The sequence below is a fragment of the Amycolatopsis sp. NPDC026612 genome (assembly GCF_040638285.1).
Classification (GTDB): domain Bacteria; phylum Actinomycetota; class Actinomycetes; order Mycobacteriales; family Pseudonocardiaceae; genus Amycolatopsis.
The window spans coordinates 33529-54015 of sequence record NZ_JBEZYB010000032.1 but is presented as its reverse complement, the minus strand read 5'-3'; the positions used below and the strand labels follow the sequence as shown (position 1 = coordinate 54015).

General features: G+C 71.0%; 23 protein-coding genes. 10 read left to right on the top strand and 13 right to left on the bottom strand.

Annotated features, from left to right (window positions below):
• Positions 1-149: 149 nt before the first annotated feature.
• The 4 genes from AB0F15_RS26340 to AB0F15_RS26325 form a co-directional block, all read right to left on the bottom strand.
• On the bottom strand, positions 150-884 hold the full coding sequence (locus AB0F15_RS26340) for a dienelactone hydrolase family protein (protein ID WP_360275450.1): 735 nt from the start codon (positions 882-884) through the stop codon (positions 150-152).
• Positions 885-1131: 247 nt separating this feature from the next.
• Positions 1132-2436, bottom strand: coding sequence for a replication-associated recombination protein A (locus tag AB0F15_RS26335; protein ID WP_360275447.1), 1305 nt, complete (start codon positions 2434-2436; stop codon positions 1132-1134).
• Positions 2437-2476: 40 nt separating this feature from the next.
• Positions 2477-2857 (bottom strand): MmcQ/YjbR family DNA-binding protein, encoded by a 381-nt coding sequence (locus AB0F15_RS26330; protein WP_360275444.1) that lies wholly within the window; start codon positions 2855-2857, stop codon positions 2477-2479.
• On the bottom strand, positions 2854-3249 hold the full coding sequence (locus tag AB0F15_RS26325; protein WP_360275441.1) for an MmcQ/YjbR family DNA-binding protein: 396 nt from the start codon (positions 3247-3249) through the stop codon (positions 2854-2856). The genes AB0F15_RS26330 and AB0F15_RS26325 overlap by 4 nt, the downstream gene beginning before the upstream one ends.
• A gap of 190 nt (positions 3250-3439) precedes the next feature.
• Between AB0F15_RS26325 and AB0F15_RS26320 the strand changes: the two genes are divergently transcribed.
• Positions 3440-4255 (top strand): AraC family transcriptional regulator, encoded by an 816-nt coding sequence (locus AB0F15_RS26320; protein ID WP_360275435.1) that lies wholly within the window; start codon positions 3440-3442, stop codon positions 4253-4255.
• Between the two features lie 160 nt (positions 4256-4415).
• Here the strand turns inward: AB0F15_RS26320 and AB0F15_RS26315 are convergent, their stop codons facing one another.
• The 3 genes from AB0F15_RS26315 to AB0F15_RS26305 form a co-directional block, all read right to left on the bottom strand.
• The gene (locus tag AB0F15_RS26315; RefSeq protein ID WP_360275432.1) at positions 4416-5438 is read right to left on the bottom strand and encodes a zinc-binding dehydrogenase; all 1023 of its coding nucleotides are present in this window, start codon (positions 5436-5438) and stop codon (positions 4416-4418) included.
• A gap of 38 nt (positions 5439-5476) precedes the next feature.
• Positions 5477-6913: a carboxylesterase family protein gene (locus tag AB0F15_RS26310; RefSeq protein WP_360275429.1), complete on the bottom strand. Its 1437-nt coding sequence runs from the start codon at positions 6911-6913 to the stop codon at positions 5477-5479.
• 283 nt (positions 6914-7196) lie between these two features.
• On the bottom strand, positions 7197-8153 hold the full coding sequence (locus AB0F15_RS26305) for an SDR family NAD(P)-dependent oxidoreductase (RefSeq protein ID WP_360275426.1): 957 nt from the start codon (positions 8151-8153) through the stop codon (positions 7197-7199).
• A 94-nt stretch (positions 8154-8247) separates the two neighbouring features.
• Between AB0F15_RS26305 and AB0F15_RS26300 the strand changes: the two genes are divergently transcribed.
• A complete protein-coding gene (locus AB0F15_RS26300) occupies positions 8248-9105 on the top strand; it encodes a helix-turn-helix transcriptional regulator (protein ID WP_360275424.1) in 858 nt (285 codons plus the stop codon).
• Between the two features lie 21 nt (positions 9106-9126).
• Here AB0F15_RS26300 and AB0F15_RS26295 read toward each other — a convergent pair whose 3' ends face one another.
• Entirely contained in the window at positions 9127-10038 is a 912-nt protein-coding gene (locus AB0F15_RS26295) for an NAD(P)H-binding protein (protein WP_360275421.1), read from the bottom strand.
• Between the two features lie 69 nt (positions 10039-10107).
• Here AB0F15_RS26295 and AB0F15_RS26290 point away from each other — a divergent pair, with 69 nt between their 5' ends.
• Positions 10108-10731, top strand: coding sequence for a TetR/AcrR family transcriptional regulator (locus AB0F15_RS26290; RefSeq protein WP_360275418.1), 624 nt, complete (start codon positions 10108-10110; stop codon positions 10729-10731).
• 9 nt (positions 10732-10740) lie between these two features.
• On the opposite strand, the gene AB0F15_RS26285 is transcribed toward AB0F15_RS26290, so the two are convergent.
• The 3 genes from AB0F15_RS26285 to AB0F15_RS26275 form a co-directional block, all read right to left on the bottom strand.
• Positions 10741-12162: a M1 family metallopeptidase gene (locus tag AB0F15_RS26285; RefSeq protein WP_360275415.1), complete on the bottom strand. Its 1422-nt coding sequence runs from the start codon at positions 12160-12162 to the stop codon at positions 10741-10743.
• A 140-nt stretch (positions 12163-12302) separates the two neighbouring features.
• Complete coding sequence (locus AB0F15_RS26280; RefSeq protein WP_360275412.1) at positions 12303-12554, bottom strand: hypothetical protein; 252 nt, start codon at positions 12552-12554, stop codon at positions 12303-12305.
• 130 nt (positions 12555-12684) lie between these two features.
• A complete protein-coding gene (locus tag AB0F15_RS26275) occupies positions 12685-14004 on the bottom strand; it encodes an NAD(P)-binding domain-containing protein (RefSeq protein WP_360275410.1) in 1320 nt (439 codons plus the stop codon).
• 99 nt (positions 14005-14103) lie between these two features.
• Between AB0F15_RS26275 and AB0F15_RS26270 the strand changes: the two genes are divergently transcribed.
• Positions 14104-14943 carry a GNAT family N-acetyltransferase gene (locus tag AB0F15_RS26270; protein WP_360275407.1) on the top strand — a complete coding sequence of 280 codons (840 nt, stop codon included), beginning with the start codon at positions 14104-14106 and terminating at the stop codon, positions 14941-14943.
• Between the two features lie 92 nt (positions 14944-15035).
• Here the strand turns inward: AB0F15_RS26270 and AB0F15_RS26265 are convergent, their stop codons facing one another.
• Positions 15036-16109 carry a hypothetical protein gene (locus AB0F15_RS26265; protein WP_360275404.1) on the bottom strand — a complete coding sequence of 358 codons (1074 nt, stop codon included), beginning with the start codon at positions 16107-16109 and terminating at the stop codon, positions 15036-15038.
• Positions 16110-16316 carry a hypothetical protein gene (locus AB0F15_RS26260; protein ID WP_360275402.1) on the bottom strand — a complete coding sequence of 69 codons (207 nt, stop codon included), beginning with the start codon at positions 16314-16316 and terminating at the stop codon, positions 16110-16112.
• Positions 16317-16353: 37 nt separating this feature from the next.
• Between AB0F15_RS26260 and AB0F15_RS26255 the strand changes: the two genes are divergently transcribed.
• From AB0F15_RS26255 to AB0F15_RS26230, 6 genes are all read left to right on the top strand, one after another.
• Positions 16354-16557 (top strand): hypothetical protein, encoded by a 204-nt coding sequence (locus AB0F15_RS26255; RefSeq protein WP_360275399.1) that lies wholly within the window; start codon positions 16354-16356, stop codon positions 16555-16557.
• 123 nt (positions 16558-16680) lie between these two features.
• The gene (locus AB0F15_RS26250) at positions 16681-17550 is read left to right on the top strand and encodes an NAD(P)H-binding protein (protein WP_360275396.1); all 870 of its coding nucleotides are present in this window, start codon (positions 16681-16683) and stop codon (positions 17548-17550) included.
• Positions 17547-18485, top strand: a complete 939-nt coding sequence (locus AB0F15_RS26245; RefSeq protein WP_360275393.1) for an alpha/beta fold hydrolase — start codon at positions 17547-17549, stop codon at positions 18483-18485. Before AB0F15_RS26250 ends, AB0F15_RS26245 begins: the two co-directional genes overlap by 4 nt.
• 27 nt (positions 18486-18512) lie before the next feature.
• Complete coding sequence (locus tag AB0F15_RS26240) at positions 18513-18974, top strand: peptidase inhibitor family I36 protein (RefSeq protein ID WP_360275390.1); 462 nt, start codon at positions 18513-18515, stop codon at positions 18972-18974.
• Positions 18975-19035: 61 nt separating this feature from the next.
• On the top strand, positions 19036-19947 hold the full coding sequence (locus AB0F15_RS26235; protein WP_360275388.1) for a hypothetical protein: 912 nt from the start codon (positions 19036-19038) through the stop codon (positions 19945-19947).
• Between the two features lie 49 nt (positions 19948-19996).
• Positions 19997-20482 (top strand): cupin domain-containing protein, encoded by a 486-nt coding sequence (locus tag AB0F15_RS26230; RefSeq protein ID WP_360275385.1) that lies wholly within the window; start codon positions 19997-19999, stop codon positions 20480-20482.
• Positions 20483-20487 lie beyond the last annotated feature (5 nt).

The following is a 20487-nucleotide window of genomic DNA, read 5'->3' as shown; positions in this document are numbered from 1 at the left end:
TGATCGTGCCTTCGGCTACGCGTCGAACGACGTCGGCCGCGATCGACAGTCCTCGTCAACCTATCGATTTTCTGCTCGGCGTGGCGGCAGTCGCCGCCGGAACCGACTTGTCGACACGGCGTCTGTTCAGATGCGGTCTACGAGGAGTCTCAGCCGGCGGCCAAGGCGCGGTCGAGAAGGCGGAGCAGGCTGTCCCAGTGGTGCTGCAGCGCGGCGGCGTCGAAGGCGTCGGTGTCGGCCATGGTGAAGCCGTGGACGGTGCCGGGGTAGATCTCTGAGGTGTAGTCGATGCCCGCGGTTTCGAGGGCCTGGCCGAGCTCGTGGAGAGCCTCGGGGGTGAGATCGGTTTCGGCGTGGCCGAAGTGGGCTTGGGCGGTGAGCTTGGCGAGGCTCTCGGGCCCGTCGGCGCCCACCGGGCCGTGGAATCCGGCGACGGCGGCGACCTGGCCGGGGTGGGCCGCGGCGGTGCGGACCGCCAGGAGGCCGCCGATGCAGTAGCCGGTCACCGCGACCGGTCCGGCGGCGACCTCGGGCCGGCTGGTGAGGAACCTGAGGTAGGCGTCGGCGTCGCGCAAGGCACGTTCGGCGGTGTGCGCCTCGATCAACGGCATCAGCTGGGCGAAGACCGCGGGCCGGGCCGCTTCTCCGATGTACTCGGGGAGTTCGATCACCGGCGCCGGGCCGTGCCGGTAGAAGAAGTTGGGCACGAGCACGTAGTACCCGTGCCCGGCCAGTTCGCGGGCCATCTCCCGGACCACGGGCCGGATGCCGAAGCCGTCCGCGTACATCAGCACCCCTGGATGCCGCTCGCCGTCATCGGGGAAGGCGGCGAAGGCGTCGGCCTGGCCGTCCGTGGTGGGGATCTGCAGGTTCTCGGTGGGCATGAATCCTCCGGTCGTGGTTGATGTGTCAAGCCGGTGATCGACACGACGGAGGCGGAGCCCGCGCGACAGCGCTGGATCCTCGATCGGAGAGCGGGCCGGCATCGACCCGGACGGCGCTCAGCAGAACACGGGGTCGCCAATCCGTGTGTGGCGCGATGCCGTCCCCGTGATCATCGCCGAAAAGCATAGCCGACCGGACCGGAACCGCGCCCACGTGAACGGGCAGCAGGCGGTGGCAGTCGTCCGGTCAGCCGCGTTGACGGCGAGCACGCGAGGCGGCCCAGCGGCGCAGGCGCTCGGCGATCTCGACCTCGTAGCCGTTTTGGGTGGGCTGGTAGTAGGTCTCGCGGTCCATGTCGCCAGGGAAGTAGTCGGCACCGGAGAAGCCGTCGGCGGTGTCGGGGTCGTACTCGTAGTCCTTGCCGTAGCCGAGGTCCTTCATCAGGGGGGTCGGGGCGTTGAGGATGTGGGCGGGCGGCGTGAGTGAGCCGGTGCGCCGGGCGGCGCGATGTGCCGCGCCGAAGCCGCGGTAGACGGCGATGGATTTCGGGGCGGTGGCTAGGTAGACGACGGCCTGGGCGATCGCCAGCTCGCCCTCGGGGGAGCCGAGCCGTTCGTAGACGTCCCAGGCGGCGAGCGTCTGCTGGACCGCGTGCGGGTCGGCCATGCCGATGTCTTCGCCGGCGAAGCGGACCAGCCGGCGGGCCACGTACAGCGGGTCCTCGCCGCCGTCGAGCATGCGGGCGAGCCAGTACAGGGCCGCGTCGGGGTCGGAGCCGCGCATCGACTTGTGCAGTGCGGAGATCAGGTTGTAGTGGCTCTCCTGTGCCTTGTCGTAGAGCGGGGCGCGCTGCTGGATGTGGTGGGCGAGCGCGGTGGTGTCCAGGGGTGTCCCGGTGTCCGGGAGGGCTTGGAGCTGTTCGGTCATGTTGAGGAGGTAGCGGCCGTCGCCGTCGGCCATGGCGATCAGGGCGCGGCGGGCGTCGTCGTCCAGGGGTAGCCGGTGGCCGGTGAGCTGCTCGGCGCGGTCGAGCAATGTGGACAGTGCGGCTTCGTCGAGGCGCTTGAGGACGAGGACCTGGGTGCGGGAGAGGAGGGCGCCGTTGAGTTCGAAGCTCGGGTTTTCCGTGGTGGCGCCGATCAGGACGATCGTGCCGTCCTCGACGTAGGGCAGGAAGCTGTCCTGCTGGGCGCGGTTGAAGCGGTGGATCTCGTCGACGAACAGCAGGGTGCCCTGTCCGATGCTCCGCCGGTTTCGTGCGGCGGCGAAGACCTTCCGCAGGTCGGCGACGCCGGAGAAGGTGGCCGACACCGATTCGAAGGTCAGGTTGCTGCCGTCCGCCAGGAGCCGGGCGATGGTCGTCTTCCCGACGCCGGGCGGCCCCCACAGGACGGCGGAGCCGAGACGTTGCTGGGTGACCATGCGGCCGAGCGGGGCGTCGGGGGCCAGGAGGTGGTCCTGCCCGACGACCTCGTTCAGCTGCGTGGGGCGCAGGCGGTCGGCGAGTGGGCGGGCGGGCCCCTCGTCGAAGAGCGGCAGGGTCGGTTCCATCGGACTCTCGGGTCGTAGGCGGGACGTGTGCGGTTGTGGCCTAGCGTTGCACAGGGCGAGCCCCGGGGCGGTCGCGTCGCGGCAGCCGCTCGACGACCAGGTCGTAGGAGTTCTCGACCGCGTCGGTGACCAGTCGCTTGGTGATGCCGGGGCCCGGCCCCAGCGAGATCCAATGCCGTTTGTCGAGATAGCGGCCCGGGGTGATCGAGGCGTAGCCGCGTTCTTGCGCGCGGGCGTGTTCGGGTTCGCACTTGACCGTGATGATCTGGTCGTCCGGGTCGTCGGTGACGATCAGGAACACCTTGCCCGCCACCTTGTACACGTCCAGGTGCTCGGTGAAGGGGTAGCCGTGGTCCGTCCCGGGCAGCGCGAGGGCCGCGGCGCGCGCGGCGTCCTGGAGCCGGTCACCGGCCGCGCTCACCGGGCCGCCCGCGTGCCACTGCCGTAGGTGTGCGGGTCGACGGGCCGCTCGGCCTTGGCCAGGTGGGAGACCACGAGCAGGTAGGAGTCGGTGACGAGCTCCTCGACCAGCGTCTCGTCGACGCCGTCCCCGCCCTCCAGCGTGATCCAGTGCTTCATGTTCATGTGGTAGCCGGGGGTGATGTGGCTGTTCTGTTCCCGCAGGGCGATGGCGTCGCCGGGGTCCGCCTTGAGGATCACGACGGGACGCCCCGGAACCTCGGTCATCAGCATGAACACCTTGCCGCGCACCTTGAAGACCTCCCAGCCGGGGCCGAAGGGGTGCTCCAGCCGAGCTCCGGGAAGTTCCCCCGCGCAGTCGGCGGCGGTCTTCTGCAGGGTCGATCCGTTCATGGTGATGAGCCTTTTCGGGTGGTGACGGTCTGTGGTGGCGACACGACCCATCCTTCCCCCGAAACCGATCACCAGGACGGTAGGCTGCGGACACGTGATGGTCGACAAGCGACACCGGAGGGCGAGCGAACCGGTCGCGGTTCCGTTGTACGGTTTCCAGCCCCGGGTCGGTACTCCGTACGGCCTCGAGGTGAGTACCGTCGAGGACTTCTTCGCCCAGCACGACGACTGGCCGTGGAATCCACCCCATCCGGTCCGCGTCACCTTCCACTACCTGATCCTGGTCACCGAGGGCGAGTTGCGGCACGACGTCGACCACGTCACGCGGACCGTCGCGCCCGGCCAGTGGCTGTGGGTGCGTCCCGGGCACGCGCTGTGCTTCCATCCGCCCGGCGAGGCCCGCGGCCCGTTCATCCTGTTCGAGCCGGACGTGCTGACGCCCGCCACCGCGCGCCTGCTGGCCCCGCTCACCGCGCACGACGCGCCCGCCGTGCTGACCCCGCACCCCGACGACGCCCGCTGGCTCCAGCAGACGGCGTTCCAGCTCCTGGACGAACACCGGGCGCTCGGGCGCCGCCCTCTCGATGTCCACCACGCCCTGCGCCGCAGCTTGCTCGAATCGCTGCTGCTGCGCCTCGCCAACGCCCCCGGGATCGCCCCGGCCGGCACGGGCCGCGGTGGCACTTACGGACGGTTCGTGGACGCCCTGGAACTGCACTTCCGCGAGCTGCACCGGGCTGCGGGCTACGCCGAGCTGCTCGGCTGTTCGGTGCGCACCCTCAGCCGCGCCGCCCAGGACGCCACCGGCAAAGGGGTGCGTGAGCTCATCGACGAGCGGCGGCTGCTCGAAGCCCGGCGCCTGCTGGGAGTCGCCCGGTGGGACGCCCGGGCCGTGGCCGCTCACCTCGGTTTCACCGATCCCGCGAACTTCGGCCGCTTCTTCCGCGACCGCACCGGCCTCACCCCGGCCGCGTTCGCGGCACGCGACGGCACCACCCGCTCGTGAGCAGGGCCCCGCGCACCCTGACCGGCCGGGCAACGGGCGCGCGGCCGTAGAGCGCCGGTTTCCCGCGCCTGCGAAGAACTGACCGCGTCCCGGGCCTCGAAGTGGCGCCTCGCTCCATTGGCGTCTGTTCTTTCCTCGGGAAGCGACGAGAAGCGCCTTCTCAGTCGTCCAGGACGACGACGTGCTTGCCCGGCGTGGCGCCGGACTCGACGTCGGCCTGGGCAGCACGGATCTGCTCCAGGCCGTGGTAGACCTTCGCGACCGGGACGGTGAGGCGCCCGGCGGCGATGGCCTGGAGCTGGTGGGCGAAGACGTCGGCCGGGAGGTCGGCGGCTTGGCCGCCGTAGGAGGTCAGGTGCACCCCGGTGGGGATCATGAACGGGGAGAAGTCGGGGATCGTCCACTGGCCCGCCAGTGCTCCGGTGAAGCAGACCTTGCCGTCCCGGCGGACGGCGCGGAGGGTGTCGGCGAGGACCGAGCAGCCGACCAGTTCCAGTGCGGCGTCGACGCCGTCCGGGATCAGCTCGCGCACCTGGGCGGCGATGGTGCCGTTGTCGACGAGGGGATGGTCGACGCCCGCGGCCCGCAGTTCCCCGGCCCGCTCCGGGCTGCGAGTGGTGGACAGCACGGTGGCGCCGAGGTCCTTCGCGATCGTGGCCGCGCTCAGCCCGACCGTGGAGGTGCCGCCGCGGATCAGCAGCGTCTGCCCCGCCTGCAGGCCGAGGCCGGTGGCGAGGGAGCCGTACGCGGTCTGGAACATCTCCGGCAGCGCGCCGACGACCTCCCACGGCAGGCCGGTCTCGAACGGGATGACTTGTTCCGCGGGGACGGTCACGTACTGGGCGTACGCGCCGTCGTACGAGCGGCCCATGCCGCCCATCATCGTGGCCACCTGCTGTCCCGGCCGCAGCCCGCTGTCCCCGTCGGCCTCATCGAGCACGCCGACGCACTCGATGCCGGGCACGCGCGGGTAGGTGACGTCCGGGCTCGACTCGCCCTTGCGGGTGGTGACCTCGGACTCGTTGACGCCGAACGCTTTTACCTTGATCCGCACCCAGCCGGGCTTGCGGACGGGCACCGGGACATCCTTGATCTCCAGTGCGTCGAGGCCGCCGGGCCGGGTGACGACGACGGCCCGCATCGTCGCCGGTGCGGCGTCGCCGGTTGCTGTCGATGGGTTCATGCCGAGCTCCTTGTCGTGTACGTGGTGGCCGGTGACCGTCAGGGGCGGTCGATGTTCGCCCAGAGATCGAGGGCCGCCTGGTAGTGGGCGGCAGCCTCGAAGGGCGGGTGGCCGACGCTTTCCGCGGTGGGCCGGTCGGTGACGGCGGGCCACAGCCGGGTCTGCTCGCCGGTGACGAAGTCGAGCACGATGTCGCGGATACGCGTGTCACGCTCGGCCTGTTCGGTGCTGCGGCCCGGCTGTTCCTGGCCGACGAGGGCGTACATCTCGGTGCCGTGCACGGCGGGCGCGCCCTCGGCGGGCCCGATTGCGAGGAGATGGGCGTTGCCGCCCGCGGCGGCGTGGGTCAGGGCGCCGCGGGCCGCGGGGAGCCCGAAGATGTAGTCCGTCAGGAGCGCGGCGCGGACCTCGGCAGGGGTGCGGCCGCCCTGGTCGTAGGCATCGACGAGCTTCTTCGCGCGGGAGCGGGGAATGCGCCAGCCCGCGACTTCGTCGGTGATGCGGTCGACGGTGTGCGGGTCGAACCGGTCGAGGTCGTTCGCCACCCACCAGCCCATGTCGTCGCTGGCGAAGCTCAGGAGTACGTCGATGTCCCGGTGCGAGCCCGAGGCCAGGACGTCCATGGGGTGGGCGGTCAGCACCGCGCCGGGCCGGCCGGTGTCCAGGACGACACCGAGGCTCCGGCAGTCCATCCCGCCGCGGACTCCGAGGTCCGTCGGGGTGACCTTGTGCAGGGCGGTCACCAGGGAGGCCGGGTCGAGGTCGATCAGCTTCTCGGGGTTGCTCGCGACGCCGAGTTCGGTGACGAACCGGTCCGCGAGTTCCTCGGCCCACCAGGCGGGCTGGAGGCGGGAGGGCCCGGCGGAGAACCCGGCGAGTCGCCGGTACAGCCCGTCCGCGGAGGACGCACCGAGCAGCCCGAACGTGGCATAGGCGCCGGCGCTGTGGCCGTAGACGGTGACGTTGTCGGGGTCGCCGCCGAAGGAGGCGATGTGCTGCTTGATCCAGGTGAGCGCGGCGATGACGTCCTGCAGGCCGAGGTTGCTGGCCTCGGCGAGCCGCCCGCCGTACTGGGAGAGCGAGACCGCACCCAGTGCGCCGAGCCGGTAGTTGACCGACACGCCCACCACGCGCCCCGTCGCGGCGAGGCCGGCGGCGTTCGAGGTGATCTGCGTGTTCGCGCCGAACTCGAATCCGCCGCCGTGGACGTAGACGGCCACCGGGAGCGCCTTCCCGGCCGGCTGTGCGGGCGCCCACACGTTCAGGTTCAGGCAGTCCTCGCCGGTTCCGCTGTCCGCTTCGAGCCAGTCGCCGGTGTCGGGCTGGACGGGGGCGACGCCCTTGCGGTCGTAGGGGCGGTCCGGGTCGAAGCCCGCGACCACGGGGCGGCGGTATCGCTCGGCGGTGGCGTACGGGATGCCCCACCAGGACCGCACCCCTGGTGCAGTCGGGGCCGTGGGTCCGGTCGCGGTCATGACGTGTCCTTCCGGCGCGCTCAGGTGTTCGCGTGGCTTGGTCGCTTGTTCTCGATCATTGCCTGGGATTCGACCCATCACCCGGCGAGCAGCGGTCACCTGGTGGTCGCCAGGTGACACTCTTCGCTGCCCGTCGCGGGCAAACCGACGACGGCCCGTCGCGGATCGTGTCGGGCGTGCGGATCGGGAACCTGTCCGGTTTCCCGCCGAAACGTGACCATCGGCGCCGAACTTCCGAGCCGGCCCGTCCCTCATGCCGCCGAGCGTGGGCCGGGTTGGTCGGTCATCCCTCGGCGTCCGGGGTGCGCGACACGCTGGCGCGGTCCAGCAACTCGGCGGTCGCCTCCCACAAGCGCCGCTCCCGGTCGCGGTCGTGGGCGACCGGCTGGACCTCCGTCAGCTTGGTCTTCACCACGAACGCGCCGTCACGCAGGTGCGCCCACCGCTCGTCGAGGGCCATCGCGGCCAGCAGCGGCCCCGAGCGCTGCGGCATCGAAACGCCGGGAATCCGGCCCAGCGCGCGGCTCACCGCCTGCACCGCCGCGGGGGCACCGCGGCCCAGCGCGGTGCCGGGCATCCAGCCCGGTTCGAACACCGACACGGTGATTCCCCGGCCGGCCTGACGCTGCAACTCGTGGGCGTAGTAGAGGATCGCGAGCTTGGCGTTGGAGTACGCGACCCCGGACGCGGCCATGCCCGGGGGCTGCTCGCCGCCGGCCGGGCGGGCCAGCTCGGCGGGGTCGGCCCACTTCGCCCCGGGCACCTGCAGCAGCTTGCGCCAGAAGTTGGCGTGGTAGGTGTTCGAGCCGATCAGCACGACCCGCGCCGGGGCGGTGAACGAGGTCAGCAGGTCGCCGATGAGCTGGGCGTGGGCGAGGTGGTTGACGGCGAAGGTCAGCTCGTAGCCGTCGGCCGAGGCCCGCCTGGTGTCGGGCGACATGGTGCCGGCGTTGGCGACCAGTGCGCGCAGCGGCCGGACGGCGCCGTCGGCCAGCAGGCTCCGGGCGGTGGCCGCGGCGGCACGGACGTCGGCCAGGTTCGCCAGGTCGCAGCCGATCTCGTGGACGCGCGCTCCGAGGACACGGGCCTCGTCGGCGACCGCGGTCAGGTCGCGTCCGGCGCGGCCGACGAGCAGCAGATCGGGTCGCTGCCCGGCCGGGCGGGCGGCCATGGCCAGGACGGCGTGGCGGCCCAGGTTGCGCGTGGGGCCGGTGATGAGGACGGTTCCGGGTTCGGTCATGGCTCCAGCCTGCGAGCGATGGCCGGGGCCCAGCCAGTCGTCCGGTTTTCGTAGGACTGCCAGGACCAGGACAACCGGTGCGGACTCGTCCAGAATGGACGACGTGGAAGCGTGGGAGTTCGGCCGGACGGTGCGCCGCTGGCGCGACCGGGTCGCACCCGGGGCCGTCGGTGTCCCGGCGGGCCGGCGGCGCCGGGCCAGCGGGTTGCGCCGCGAAGAACTGGCCGCGCTCGCCGGCATCTCGGCCGACTACCTGACCCGCCTCGAACAGGGCCGCGCGACGGCGCCGTCGACGCAGGTCGTGGAGTCGCTGGCCCGCGCGCTGCGCCTGGCCGACCCCGAACGCGACCTGCTGTACCGGCTGGCCGGGCACGCCGCGCCCGGCCCCGACGTCGTGCCGTCGCGGGTCACGCCCAGCGTGCAGCGGCTGCTCGACCGGCTGTCGCACACGCCGGTGGTCGTCTACGACGCCACCTGGACGCTCGTGCTGGCCAACGCGCCCTACGACGCGCTCATGGGCGACACGACCAGCTGGCGCGGCCTGGACCGCAACGCCGTCTGGCGCAACGTCACCCGGTTGCCCTCACGGGTCGTGCACACCCCGCGGGAACAGGCCGAACACGAAGCCCGGCTCGTGGCCGACCTGCGCCAGACCGCGGCGCGCTACCCCGCCGACCGTGCGTTGCGGCGCCTGATCGCCGACCTGGCCGCCGGCAGCCCGCGCTTCGCCGAACTTTGGGACGCCGAAGCCCCGCCGCCCCCGCCCGACCCGTCCCGCCGCAAGACCATCGACCACCCGGCGGCCGGCCCGATCACCCTCGACTGCGACACGCTGCTCGTCGCCTTGGACGACCTGCGGATCAGCGTCTACACCGCCGAACCCGGCACCGAAGACGCCGACCGGCTGGCCCTCGCCGTCGTCCTCGGCACCCAGTCCATTCAGGAGATCTGAAGCGACTCATGGTTCGTCGAACTACTGGGCACAACTGGTGCTCGCGAGGTTCGGAGCCGAAGGGCGCACCGCAGGCTTGACGGCTTCTTCGGCGAACTCGCGGAAAGTGGTGGGCGTGGTGTTCTCGGCGGTGCGCGGCGTCGCGTTGGCGATGCCGCGCTCGCCGGCGAGGTCCATGTCCATCATGGACCGGGCCATCGCCTCGGAGAAACCACGGCCGACGAGGAATCGTTCGACGGCAGCGCGTTCTCCGGGCTCGTACCGGACGGGTGCGCCGAGAACGTCGGTCAGGATTCCGGCGATGTCCTGGTACGAAAGGTCTTCGCCGCCGAGGACCTCGACCGGGTCCTGTCCGGTCCAGGTGTGGTCGAGGAGGTAGCCGGCGGCGAGGGCCGCGATGTCCTTCGTCGCGATCCACGGCATGGTGAAATCGGCCGGGAGGGTGCCGGAGACGACACCGTTCCGGATCGTGGCCACCTGCCGGAGGATGTTGTCCATGAAGGTGGGCAAAGCGAGTGCGCGCACGTGCGCGCCGGTGCTGCGGAAGAGGTCCTCCATCGCGTGCGAGGCCGACACGTGCCCGGCGTAGATCTGCGATCCGCGCCCGAGCGCAGAGATGATCACGACGCGCGGTACCGCGTGGCGTACGACGGCGTCGGCGCCCGGGATGGAGGCGGTTACGTATGCCTCGTAGGGACTGCTCGCGGTCGCGGCCGCCGGCATGAGCCAGAACAGCGCGTCGGCGCCGTCGAGGGCACGGTCCAGGACGTCGCGCTCGCGGTGCGACCCGACGACGACCTCGGCTCGTTCCCGGACTTCGGCGGGCAGCTTGCCCGGGTCCCGGACGACGAGGCGGACCGGCTCACGCTGCCGGAGCAGCGTGGCGACGAGCTTGCTGCCGATCTGCCCGGTGGGGGCGGTGATCACGATCATGGATGATGACTCCGAACGGTAAGGAGCAGAAGTAAACTCTACTGTACCGTATACTTGGAGGTGGACGCCATGGCCCGGCGCGGGGAAGCGCTGCGCGAGCACATCCTCGACGCGGCGAAGCTCGCGTTCCTGGAGGACGGCTTCGAGCGGACCTCCATGGATGCGATCGCGGCGCGCGCGGAAACGTCGAAGCGGTCCCTGTACGCGCACTTCCCGACCAAGGACACGCTGTTCCTTGCGGTCGTCGAGCGCATCCGCGACCTGTTCGGCGCGCGGATGCGCACGCCCGCCGAATACGCCGACCAGCCGGCGGAAGCGGTCGTGCGGTACTGCGGGCGCTTCGTCCAGCTGTTGCGGTGGTCCTCGGTCGCCAGGATGCTCCGTCTCGGCATCGCCGAGGCCGACCGGCTGCCGGAGCTCGCGGCGGGCCTCTACGACGTCCTGTTCGGGTCCACGGCCGGCGACCTCGCGGCACACCTGGTGACAGCGTGGGGGCTCGCGGCCGACGAAGCCGAAGGGGCCGCGAACGAGCTGATCGGCCTCGTCGTCCACCCGGCGCTTCCACGCCTGCTGTTCGGGATCGACCCTTCCGTCGACGACCTGCCGGAGGAGGCCCGCCTGGCGGCCGACGTCGACCTCGACCGGATCAGGCACCTCTTCCGCATCGTGCTGCCTCCGCCGACGGCAGCGTGAGCATCGGGGTCAGAGTGTCGGCTTGCCCGGCTGGTAGAGCCAGGTGTGGAAGAACGAGTCGAGGTTGCGGCCGGTCAGCCGCTCGACGAACTGGATGAACTGCTGCGTCGAGACGTTGCCGTACCGGTGCGCCGTCGGCCACAGGGTGAGCACTCCGAAGAAGGCGCGGTCGCCGATCTTCGTGCGCAGTGCCTGCAGGGTCATCGCGCCGCGGTTGTAGACCAGATCGTCGAAGATGTGATCACGGCCGGGGTCGGCGACTTGGCCGCTCCAGTCCTTCTCGTCGGCGTAGACCTGTGCGAAGGTCTGCTGTACGGGGACGCCGGTGAACTTCTCCTGGTAGAGCCATTCCGAGTAGGTCGCGAAGCCTTCGTTGAGCCAGATGTCCGACCAGTGCACCGGAGTGAGGCTGTCGCCGAACCACTGGTGGCCGAGTTCGTGGGCGAGCAGGTCGCCGTCGACGTCGCTGGTGCTCTGGTCGTAGACCGGCCGGCTCTGGGTCTCGAGGGCGTAGTCGACGCCGACGTCGGCGAGGATGCCGCCAGTCGAGTCGAACGGGTACGGCCCGTACACCGAGGATTCCCATTGGACGAGCTGCGCCGTGGTCTGGTTGAACACCTTGCCCTGACCGGGTTTGGTGTCGATCGACTTGCCGATCGCGGTGATGTTCGGCAGGCCGCCTGCCGTCACGCCGCGGGTGACGTCGTAGTCGCCGATCGCGAGCATGCTCAGCTCGCTGGCCATCGGCCGGTTCATGGTCCACCGGAAGGTGGTCTGGTGATCGCGGGTGGTGGTGGGCCCGGGTTCGCCGTTGGCCAGCACGGTGAGCCCGGTCGGCACGGTGATGGTCTGCGTGTAGGTCGCTTTGTCGTCGGGGCTGTCGTTCACCGGGTAGTAGGTCGCGGCGCCGATCGGCTGGTTGAGCGCGACCGCGCCGTCCTTGGTGGCGACCCAGCCGGAGAGGCCCAGCGCGGGGTCGTCGATCTTCTGCGGGACACCGGCGTAGGTCACCGACACGACGAACGGGCTGCCCTTCCCCAGACCGTGCGGCGGGGTGATCACCAGCTCCTGGGCGCCGCTGCGGGTGAAGGCAGCGTTCCGGCCGTTCACCGAGAGCCTGCTGATCGTCAGCGGTCCCTGGAAGTCCAGGTCGAAGCGGGAGAGGTCTTGGGTGGCCGTGGCGAGGATCGTCGTGGTCGCGTCGATCGCTCCGGTGCCGGGGTCGAACGCCAGCCGGATGTCGTAGTGGCCGACGTCGTAGCCGCCGTTGCCCATGTCGGGGAAGTACGGATCCCCGGCGCCTGGTGCACCGGGGGAGTACCGCGGTGCCGGCGCCGCGTCCGCTGCCGGGCTCGTCGCGGCCAGCAGACCGGCGGCCAGTGCGCACGAGATGATCACCCGGTGACCACGGCTACGGTCGGTAACTCGCATGGGTCCTCCTCGGCCATCATCGACGCTGAAGAGTAGGACCGATCCGACACGCGGATCAAGCCTGGTGCGGCCGCCTCGGTGTCTGGTTTGGACGGTTCCTGCGCGCTACTTCGGTTTCCGAAGCGATCGCTTCGAGGATTTCACCGGCCCCTGTCGGGCGAGGCTGAGCCGAGCTCTTCGGCCAGCATGGCGTCGAGGCGGCGGAAGGCGCGCCGCACCACGACCGCTGTGCCGATGACCGCCGTGAGGACCGCAGTGACCAGGAGCCCGGCGAGAGGCGACTGGGACCAGCCCAGCAGCTCCGTCCCCGTCGCGGTGATGGCACAAGGCGCGGCTCCGGGACGCCACCACGCACTGGCCGGGACTTCGTTTCCGACAGCGAGCAAGATCATCGCAACCACCTTGGATCGAGCACGGTGGCGGGGCACCGCGCTGTCACGGGAGTCGCTGCCGCGTACCTCGCCGTTACAAGCCGTCACCGACCTGGCGGTCCTTGATCCGCTCGCCGGCGGCAACGTGTCCTCAGTTCGACAGGGCCGGTGGCGCCGACAGGGTCAGCATCTCCGGGTCGGGAGCACCGCAGCACCCGCCGGCCGCGGGCCCGGCTTCGTCGAACAGCCCGGCACCGCCGCAGACCCCGGTCTCGGCCAGGATCAGCTCGACCCGCGCGGCAGCCTCGTCATCGCCGGCGAGGGCGGCGGCGATGCTGCGGACCTGCTCGTAGCCGGTCCGGGCGAGGAACGTCGGCGCGCGGCCGTAGCTCTTCATCCCGGCCAGGTAGAAGTTCTGTTCCGGGTGCGACAGCTCCTTCGCGCCGTGCGGGTGGACGGTGCCGCAGGAGTGCACGTTCGGGTCGACCAGCGGGGCCAGCGCGACGGGCGCCTGCAGCGTCGGGTCGAGTTCGAGCCGGATCTCCGACAACCACCCCAGCTCGGGCCGGAACCCCGACAGCGTCACGACCTCATCGACCGCGTCGATCCGCCGGCCGTTCGCCGAGACCAGTGCGAGCCGGCCGTCGTCGCCACGCTCGACGACCTCGGTCCGGAAACCGGTCACCACGGTGATCAGCCCGGCGTCGACGGCCGCTTTCGCGCGCAGCCCGAGTGCACCGCGGGCGGGCAGCTGGTCGGCGTCGCCACCGCCGAACGCGGTGCCGACGCCGCCGCGGCGCAGGATCCAGCTGATCCGGGTGCCGTTGGCCAGGCCGGACAGCGCCACGAGCGCGGTGAGTGCGGAGTGTCCGCTGCCGGCGACGACGACGTGCTTGCCGGCATACCTGGCCGCGCCCTGGACCAGGTCCGGTACGCGGTAGGAGATCCGGTCGGCCGCGGCGCGTTCGCCGATCGCCGGGAGCCCTTCGCCGCCGAGCGGGTTGGGCGCCGACCACGTTCCCGACGCGTCGATCACCGCCTTCGCCAAGACGCGCTGCTCGCCGGCGGCGGTGCGGACGTGCACGGAGAACGGCTCGCCCTCGCGGCCGCTGTCCACAATCCGGTCTCGGCCCCGCCGCGCGACGCCGATCACCTCGGCGCCGAACCGGACGCGCCGGCCGAGCACGTCGGCCAGTGGTCGCAGGTAGGCCTCGGCCCACTCGCGGCCGGTCGGGTAGGCGGCAGCGTCCGGCCGGCCCCAGCCGGCGGGTTCGAGGAGCCGGGCCGCGGCGGGGTCGACCAGCTCCGACCACGAGGAGAACAGCCGGACGTGGTTCCACTCGGCGACCGCGGCTCCGGCCTGCGTCCCCTGCTCCAGCACCAGCGGCTCGAGTCCGCGCTCCAGCAGCTCTGCAGCGGCAGCAAGCCCCACCGGTCCCGCTCCGATCACCACGACGGGCAGCTCGTCCATCCCCAGCACCTTCCATCGATTCAGCTCGATTATTGCCGTTGAGAGTATCGACTGGGATCGATGGATACAACCATCGATCGGGGTCGATACACTGTCGGCATGCCGATCGTCCTGCCTCAGGCCCAGGTGCTGCCCGCCGCGGAAGCGGCCACTTACGCCGGCTGGTTCGCCTGCCTCGCCGAGCCGGTCCGCGTCCGGCTGCTGCACGCCGTCGCGACCACGCCGAAGGGCATCACGGTCGGGGCGTTGACGGAGATCCTGGGTACCAGCCAGTCCACGACGTCGCACCACGTCCGCAAGCTCGCCGACGTGGGGTTCGTGCACCTGGAGAAGGTCGGGACCGCCACCGTCGTCACCGTGAACCAGGCGTGCTGCGCCGGGCTGCCGCACGCCGCCGACGCCGTGATGGGCCTGCTCGCGCCGCGCCCGTGCTGCCCGGACGACGTGCCTGCCGACGTGGTCGTTCGCGCGCTGGAGGCGGGGGACTGGGCCGCGGTGCGCCGCATCTACGCCGAGGGCGTCGCCACCGGCATCGCGACCTTCGAAACCGCCGTCCCCAGCCGCGCCACTCTCGACGCGAAGTGGCTTCCCGGGCACCGCTGGGTCGCCGAGCGTGACGGTCAGGTCGTCGGCTGGGCCGCCGCGACTCCGGTGTCCACACGCGACTGTTACGCCGGTGTCGCCGAGACGTCGATCTACGTCGCCGACGGCCAGCGCGGCCGCGGGGTCGGCAAAGCGTTGCTGCGCAAGCAGGTCATGGCGGCCGACGAGGACGGGCTGTGGACCTTGCAGACGTCGATCTTCACGGAGAACCGCGCGAGCCTCGCGCTCCACCACGCCGCCGGCTACCGCACCGTCGGCGTCCGCGAACGCATCGCCCAACGCGACGGCGTCTGGCAGGACACCGTCTTCCTCGAACGCCGCAGCGCCACGAACTAGCATGGTCGAGATCGAGGTTCCGCGTTGCATCGTTCGCTGGTTGCGCTCAACGCTTGGGCTCGCGCTGACACCGTGAAAACCGCACCGGCAGGTCAGGTCTTGTCCGGTGGTTCCTCGCGGGCATAGGTCAGGGAGACCTCGGGTTCGTCCGGATCCGGCGGTTCGTTCTGGAGCAACAGCATCAGCTTCGCGTTCCGGTGACGCTCCTGGTGGGTGGTTCGCGGCCGGCTCAGTCCGAGGTGGCGGTACAACGCGAACCGGTCGAGATCGATGATCGTCGACACGGCGGTCATGAACTCATCGGCCGCCGAGACCGCCGCACGATAGGCGATGTAAGCGAGCGTGTAAGGGATGAGTGCGAGCAAGAGCCACAACCCGTCCGCGAGCATGGCCGACAACGTGATCACCGTGGCCAGCAACGACACCGAGCACAGCCGGACGGCGAGATCGAGCTGCTCCCGCGAGTCCTGCAGGTACGCGACATGGCTCTCCGGCGCGATGAGCGCGAGGTGCGGTGCCACGGTGATCGCGTCCAGCCCGTACTGACGCCCCGCCCTGTCCTCCACGGCCCGCAAGGCGTTCCCGAGCCGCGTCGGCATCATGCGGGCTCGTTCCGGGAACCGGCGGCTCGCCTTGGAGTAGACGTCCTCGGCGAGGGCGTGCGACAACGCCTCGTCGTCCGCCTTCTTGGCGAGGTACTCATCCATCTCGCGTCGCCACTCGTCGGTGCTGAGTCCGCCGACCCTTTTTCCGAGGTGGACGTTTAGCTTGTCCCGCAGACTTTCCTCGTGCTCCTTCAGCCGGGTTCCGATCTTCTGCGCCTTGGCCCGGTAATGTGCCGTGCGGAGCTTGACGGCGGCGCGAGCGAGCCGCGACGGACCCCAGTACCCCTCGAGCAACTGCACGGTCGGGAACTGGAGCGGGTGGATGAACAGCCCCACGAGCACGGTGGCGAGCACCAGCCACGCGGCTCCGGCAAGTGACCAGTTGGCGAAGGCGTCGCGGAGCTTGCCTAGGTTCGGCTCGTGGATCCAGGCGCCGCTCGCGTACAGCGCGTAGATCCACAGGGTGAAGAACAGCGACGGCACCACCGTCACAACGCTGAAGTTCCGGCCGATCTTGCCCGCAACACCGAGCGTCGCGTCAGGCAGTGAAGGCGTCGACATTCACACCGTCTTTGTTTCCTCGTAGTTGAGCACCCGGCCGCACTGGTGACACAAGAACTTGCCCTTCTCCTGGCCGGTCCGGGTGACGATGGCGCCGTCGTACCGGCAGCGGCGGGGTTTTCTTCTCGCGCCTCCAGAGCCCGGAACGCGACGCGAGCCGCCTCGGGTCATGTCACCACCGCCTCCCCAGTGGTCGAACTCAACCATGGTAGGACTGTCGATCGTTCCAGTCGATGGGAGTTTGATGCGCACGCTGCGCCGGGCCGCGCGGTCGGTACTGGTGGTGGCGCTGCGACGGCTGTGGTTGCCGCCCGGTCTGGCGGTCCTGGTGGTCGCGGTCGGCGGTCAACTCGGCCGTGGCTGGCTGTACGCGGCCCTCGGCGTGGTGGTCGCCGGCGGTGTGGGGCTCGTCGGCGGACTGTGGTGGCTGGGACGCGAGAACTCCTGATCCGGCGTTCGTCCGTGACAACTGACGTTCAGTACGTCATTCATATGATACGGTTCTCATATCATCTGAAGTTCAGACGCGAGGTACCCGGAACGGGTCCGCCGCTCGGGGGAAGGACTTGCCATGATCGTGCTCACCGGGGCGACCGGACTTGTCGGCCGCCTCCTCGCCACCGAACTCGCCGAACTCGGCGAAAGCCGCGAGATCCGCGCTGTCACGCGCTCGCCACGCGACGCGGGACTGCCCGCCGGCGTCGAAGTCGTCGACGGGGACCCGCAACGGCCGGGAACCCTCACCGACGCGTTGCGCGGCGCGGACGCGTTGTTCCTCCACTCGAGGGCCGTCGGCGATGCCGCCCACGACGTCGTTGCGCTCGCCCGGGACCTGGGCGTTCGCCGGGTCGTCGCGCTCGCCGCGGCCAATGTGGACGATCCGCTCGACGCGCAGCCGTCGCGCTTCCGCGGTGACCGCAACAAAGAGGCCGACGACGCGGCCGCGACGAGCGGCCTCGACTGGGTCAGCCTGCGACCCAGCTCGTTCGCGCTCAACGCGCTGAGCGCCTGGGGCGGCCAGGTCCGCGCGGGCGACGACGTCCGCTTCGTGTACGCCGGCTTCGAGGAGTCGCCGCTGGACGAACGTGACCTGGTCGCGGTGCTGGCGAAGGCCCTCACCGACGACGAGCTGCTCGGCAGGCGCATCGACCTGACCGGCCCGGAGTCGCTGTCGCACGAGGAGATGGTCCGGCAGATCGGCGTCGCGCTCGGGAGGCCGCTGCGGTTCCACGAAATCCCGGCCGAACCGGCGGCGCGGGGCATGGTGGCCAGTGGGCTGCCGGAACCGTTCGTCACCGCGATGATGGCCCGGTACGCCGCGCACCGCACGCGCCCGCAGTTCCCGCCGACGCCGGAACTGGAGAAGATCCTCGGCCACTCGCCGCGGACCTTCGCCGAGTGGGCCGCCGACCACGTCGCGGACTTCGAGGCGGCCCGGTGACCGAGCGCGAACACGGGGCCGAGGACCGGAAGAAGGTCCGCTTCGCCAGCGGTGACGCCGAGTGCGTCGCCTGGCACTACCCGGGGGCCAACGGTGCCTGCGTGATCATGACCGCGGGCGGCGGGGTGACCAAGGAACCGGGCACCGACCCGTTCGCCCGGCGATTCCACGAGGCGGGGTTCACCGTTCTCGCCCTCGACTACCGGCACTTCGGGGAAAGCGGTGGCCGGCCGCGCCAGGTCATCCGCGTCAAGGAGCAACTGGCCGACTGGCAGGCGGCGATCGAGTTCGCCGCCACGCTGCCGCACGTCGACCCGGCGAAGCTGGCGATCTGGGGCTTCTCGCTCTCCGGCGGCCACGCCTTCCGCGTCGCGGCGCGCAATCCCCGGCTGGCCGCCGCGATCGCCCAGACGCCCCTGGCCGACGGCCGGGTGGCCGCGCTCAAGACGATGCGGCACCGCAGGCCCCTCCCGATGGGGCGTCTCCTCGCCCGAGGTCTCCGTGACGCTGTGGGCAGCCTGCTCGGCAGGCAGCCCCTGCTGGTGCCGCTCGCCGGGGAACCGGGCACGGTCGCGTTCCTGACCACGCCGGACGGCCTGGACGGCGACCGGGCCCTCAACCCGGGCAACCGGTACCCCGAATGGCAGCAGACGATCGCCGCCCGCACCCCGCTCTGGTTCGGCTTCTACCGGCCCGGCCGCGACACGGCCCGCGTGCGGTGCCCGCTCCTGGTCCTCGTCTGCGACCAGGACCAGACGGCGTTCGCCGAACCGGGCGTCCGCGCGGCGCGGCGCGCACCCCGCGGCGAGCTCGTCCGGATGCCCGGCGGCCACTACGAGCCCTTCCTGGGCGGCCACGAGCAGGCCGCCGAGGCCGAGTTGTCCTTCCTGCACCGCCACCTGCTCGATCCCTCGCGAGCGGTTCAGACCCGGTAAAGCACAACTACACGAAGGAGAAACAACATGCTGTCCAAGGTCCGGAGAATGGCGATCGGCGTCGCCGCCGCCACCACCCTGCTGGCCGGCGCGGCCCCGGCTGCCGACGCAGCCCCGGCCCAGCCGGCATCGGTGATCCACGGATGCGATTCCGCCTACTTCTGCTTCTACTTCAACAGCAACTTCGCCGGCGCCCGCGCCGACTACCTGAATTCCGACGGCAACCTCGACAACGAGAAGTTCACCGAGGGCGGCACCAACGGCCGCGGCGTCCAGGTGAAGAACAACGCCGCCTCGGCCGTCAACAACTGGGACTACTACGCCACGGTCTACTACAACAGCGGCTGCAACGGCAGCATCGCGTCGCAGACGTTCGGCGCCTACGCCTCGGGCAACTTCAACGCGACCATGAAGAACCAGAACGCCAGCTTCAAGTGGCCGGCGAGCTTCGGCACCTACTCCGACTGCGCCAACCGCGATCAGTTCTAGCCGGACAGAGCGGGGTCGCGCCGACGTGGCGCGACCCCGATCGCCCCTCGGAGGCCCAGCCATGGTCACATCCGAACGCCGGCCCCGCCGCGCCGCGGGGTTCGTCACCGCCGCCGTGACGATGGCCGTGCTCGCCGGCTGCTCGACGGCACCCGGTGCCCCGTCCGGCTCCGACGCGGCCGAGCTCGACGCCGCGCTGGGGAAGGTGCCCGCCGATCTGTCGGCGGTGCACGGCCTCGACCTCCCGCTGGACCGGTCACTGCTGACACCGGTCGAAGAACTGGAGGTCGTCAAGGCGCGCAACACCTTGATGGAGCACTGTCTCGCCGAGCACGGGCTCGCGTTCACCTTCCCCGCGGTCGATCCCGTGCGGGACGCGGCGAAACCACGGCGGTACGGTCTCGTCGACGCGGGCGAGGCCGCGGCCTACGGTTACCGTGACCCGGCGGTCTTCGCCGCCCACGGCGCCCGCACCACCGCGCGTCAGCCGCCGCCGGACGTCGTTTCGGTGATCACCGGCAGGCACACCGGCCAGATCGGCGGGCGCGCCGTGCCTGCCGGGGGGTGCGCGGGCGAGGCGGACCGGACACTCGCCCCCGACGCGAAGCCCGGCCAGGAACCGGTGAGCTTCGCACTGAGCGGCCGCAGCCACGAGATCACCCGGACCGCACCGCCGGTGACCGCGGCGGCCGCGGCGTGGTCGCGGTGCATGGCGGCAGCGGGTTTCCGCTACGCCGGGCCGGAAGCCGCGATCGACGACCCCGCGTTCGCCGCGGGCCGGGCTTCTCCGCACGAGATCACCGTCGCCACCCAGGACGTGCGGTGCAAGGAAAGCGTCGATTGGGTCCGGGCCTGGGTCGGAGTCGAGCGGGCCGTGCAGGACGTGCTCAGCCGGCCGCACACCACCGAGCTGCTCCACGAGCGGGAGCACAAGCAGCAGCAGCTCGCGGTGGCGCGCGCGGTCAAACCCTGAGGACGCATCGGAACCGGGCTCCGGTTCCACTGAACAGCAAAGGACACCCATGACCGACGACCGTTTCATCCTGCTCGAACCGGGCGCTGCACGGCCTGGCCGGGTCCCGCTGCCGCCGGCCTTCGCGGTGAAGGCGTCGACCGCGGACACCGAGGGCCGGTTCTCCCTGCTGGAGACGACGGTGGCCCGGGCCATCCCGCGGCACACGCACGCTGTCGCGGACGAGGGCATCTACGTCTTGGCCGGCGAACTCGGCGTCGAGTTCGACGATCGCGCGTTCACCGCCGCGCCGGGGACGTTCGTGTTGCTGCCGCACGGAGTGCCGCACGCGCTGCGCCCCGCGTCCGACCCGCCGCCGCGGGTACTGCAGGTCTCCTCGCCCGGCGGCTGGGAGTGCTACCTGGAAGATCTTTTCGAAGCCGGTCCGTCGGTGCTCACCGACGGCGAGCTGGATCCGGTGAAGATCAATCCCATCGCCGCCCGGCACCACATCAGGTACGAGGAGCCCGGCGATCCGCCACGAGACGTCGGGTGACCCCC

Coding starts and splice junctions, on each gene's coding strand:
- AB0F15_RS26340 (WP_360275450.1), bottom strand. CDS start 884: ATGCCCACCGAGAACCTGCAGATCCCCACCACGGACGGCCAGGCCGAC.
- AB0F15_RS26335 (WP_360275447.1), bottom strand. CDS start 2,436: ATGGAACCGACCCTGCCGCTCTTCGACGAGGGGCCCGCCCGCCCACTC.
- AB0F15_RS26325 (WP_360275441.1), bottom strand. CDS start 3,249: ATGAACGGATCGACCCTGCAGAAGACCGCCGCCGACTGCGCGGGGGAA.
- AB0F15_RS26315 (WP_360275432.1), bottom strand. CDS start 5,438: ATGAACCCATCGACAGCAACCGGCGACGCCGCACCGGCGACGATGCGG.
- AB0F15_RS26310 (WP_360275429.1), bottom strand. CDS start 6,913: ATGACCGCGACCGGACCCACGGCCCCGACTGCACCAGGGGTGCGGTCC.
- AB0F15_RS26305 (WP_360275426.1), bottom strand. CDS start 8,153: ATGACCGAACCCGGAACCGTCCTCATCACCGGCCCCACGCGCAACCTG.
- AB0F15_RS26300 (WP_360275424.1), top strand. CDS start 8,248: ATGGACGACGTGGAAGCGTGGGAGTTCGGCCGGACGGTGCGCCGCTGG.
- AB0F15_RS26295 (WP_360275421.1), bottom strand. CDS start 10,038: ATGATCGTGATCACCGCCCCCACCGGGCAGATCGGCAGCAAGCTCGTC.
- AB0F15_RS26290 (WP_360275418.1), top strand. CDS start 10,108: ATGGCCCGGCGCGGGGAAGCGCTGCGCGAGCACATCCTCGACGCGGCG.
- AB0F15_RS26285 (WP_360275415.1), bottom strand. CDS start 12,162: ATGCGAGTTACCGACCGTAGCCGTGGTCACCGGGTGATCATCTCGTGC.
- AB0F15_RS26280 (WP_360275412.1), bottom strand. CDS start 12,554: ATGATCTTGCTCGCTGTCGGAAACGAAGTCCCGGCCAGTGCGTGGTGG.
- AB0F15_RS26275 (WP_360275410.1), bottom strand. CDS start 14,004: ATGGACGAGCTGCCCGTCGTGGTGATCGGAGCGGGACCGGTGGGGCTT.
- AB0F15_RS26270 (WP_360275407.1), top strand. CDS start 14,104: ATGCCGATCGTCCTGCCTCAGGCCCAGGTGCTGCCCGCCGCGGAAGCG.
- AB0F15_RS26265 (WP_360275404.1), bottom strand. CDS start 16,109: ATGTCGACGCCTTCACTGCCTGACGCGACGCTCGGTGTTGCGGGCAAG.
- AB0F15_RS26260 (WP_360275402.1), bottom strand. CDS start 16,316: ATGGTTGAGTTCGACCACTGGGGAGGCGGTGGTGACATGACCCGAGGC.
- AB0F15_RS26255 (WP_360275399.1), top strand. CDS start 16,354: ATGCGCACGCTGCGCCGGGCCGCGCGGTCGGTACTGGTGGTGGCGCTG.
- AB0F15_RS26250 (WP_360275396.1), top strand. CDS start 16,681: ATGATCGTGCTCACCGGGGCGACCGGACTTGTCGGCCGCCTCCTCGCC.
- AB0F15_RS26240 (WP_360275390.1), top strand. CDS start 18,513: ATGCTGTCCAAGGTCCGGAGAATGGCGATCGGCGTCGCCGCCGCCACC.
- AB0F15_RS26235 (WP_360275388.1), top strand. CDS start 19,036: ATGGTCACATCCGAACGCCGGCCCCGCCGCGCCGCGGGGTTCGTCACC.
- AB0F15_RS26230 (WP_360275385.1), top strand. CDS start 19,997: ATGACCGACGACCGTTTCATCCTGCTCGAACCGGGCGCTGCACGGCCT.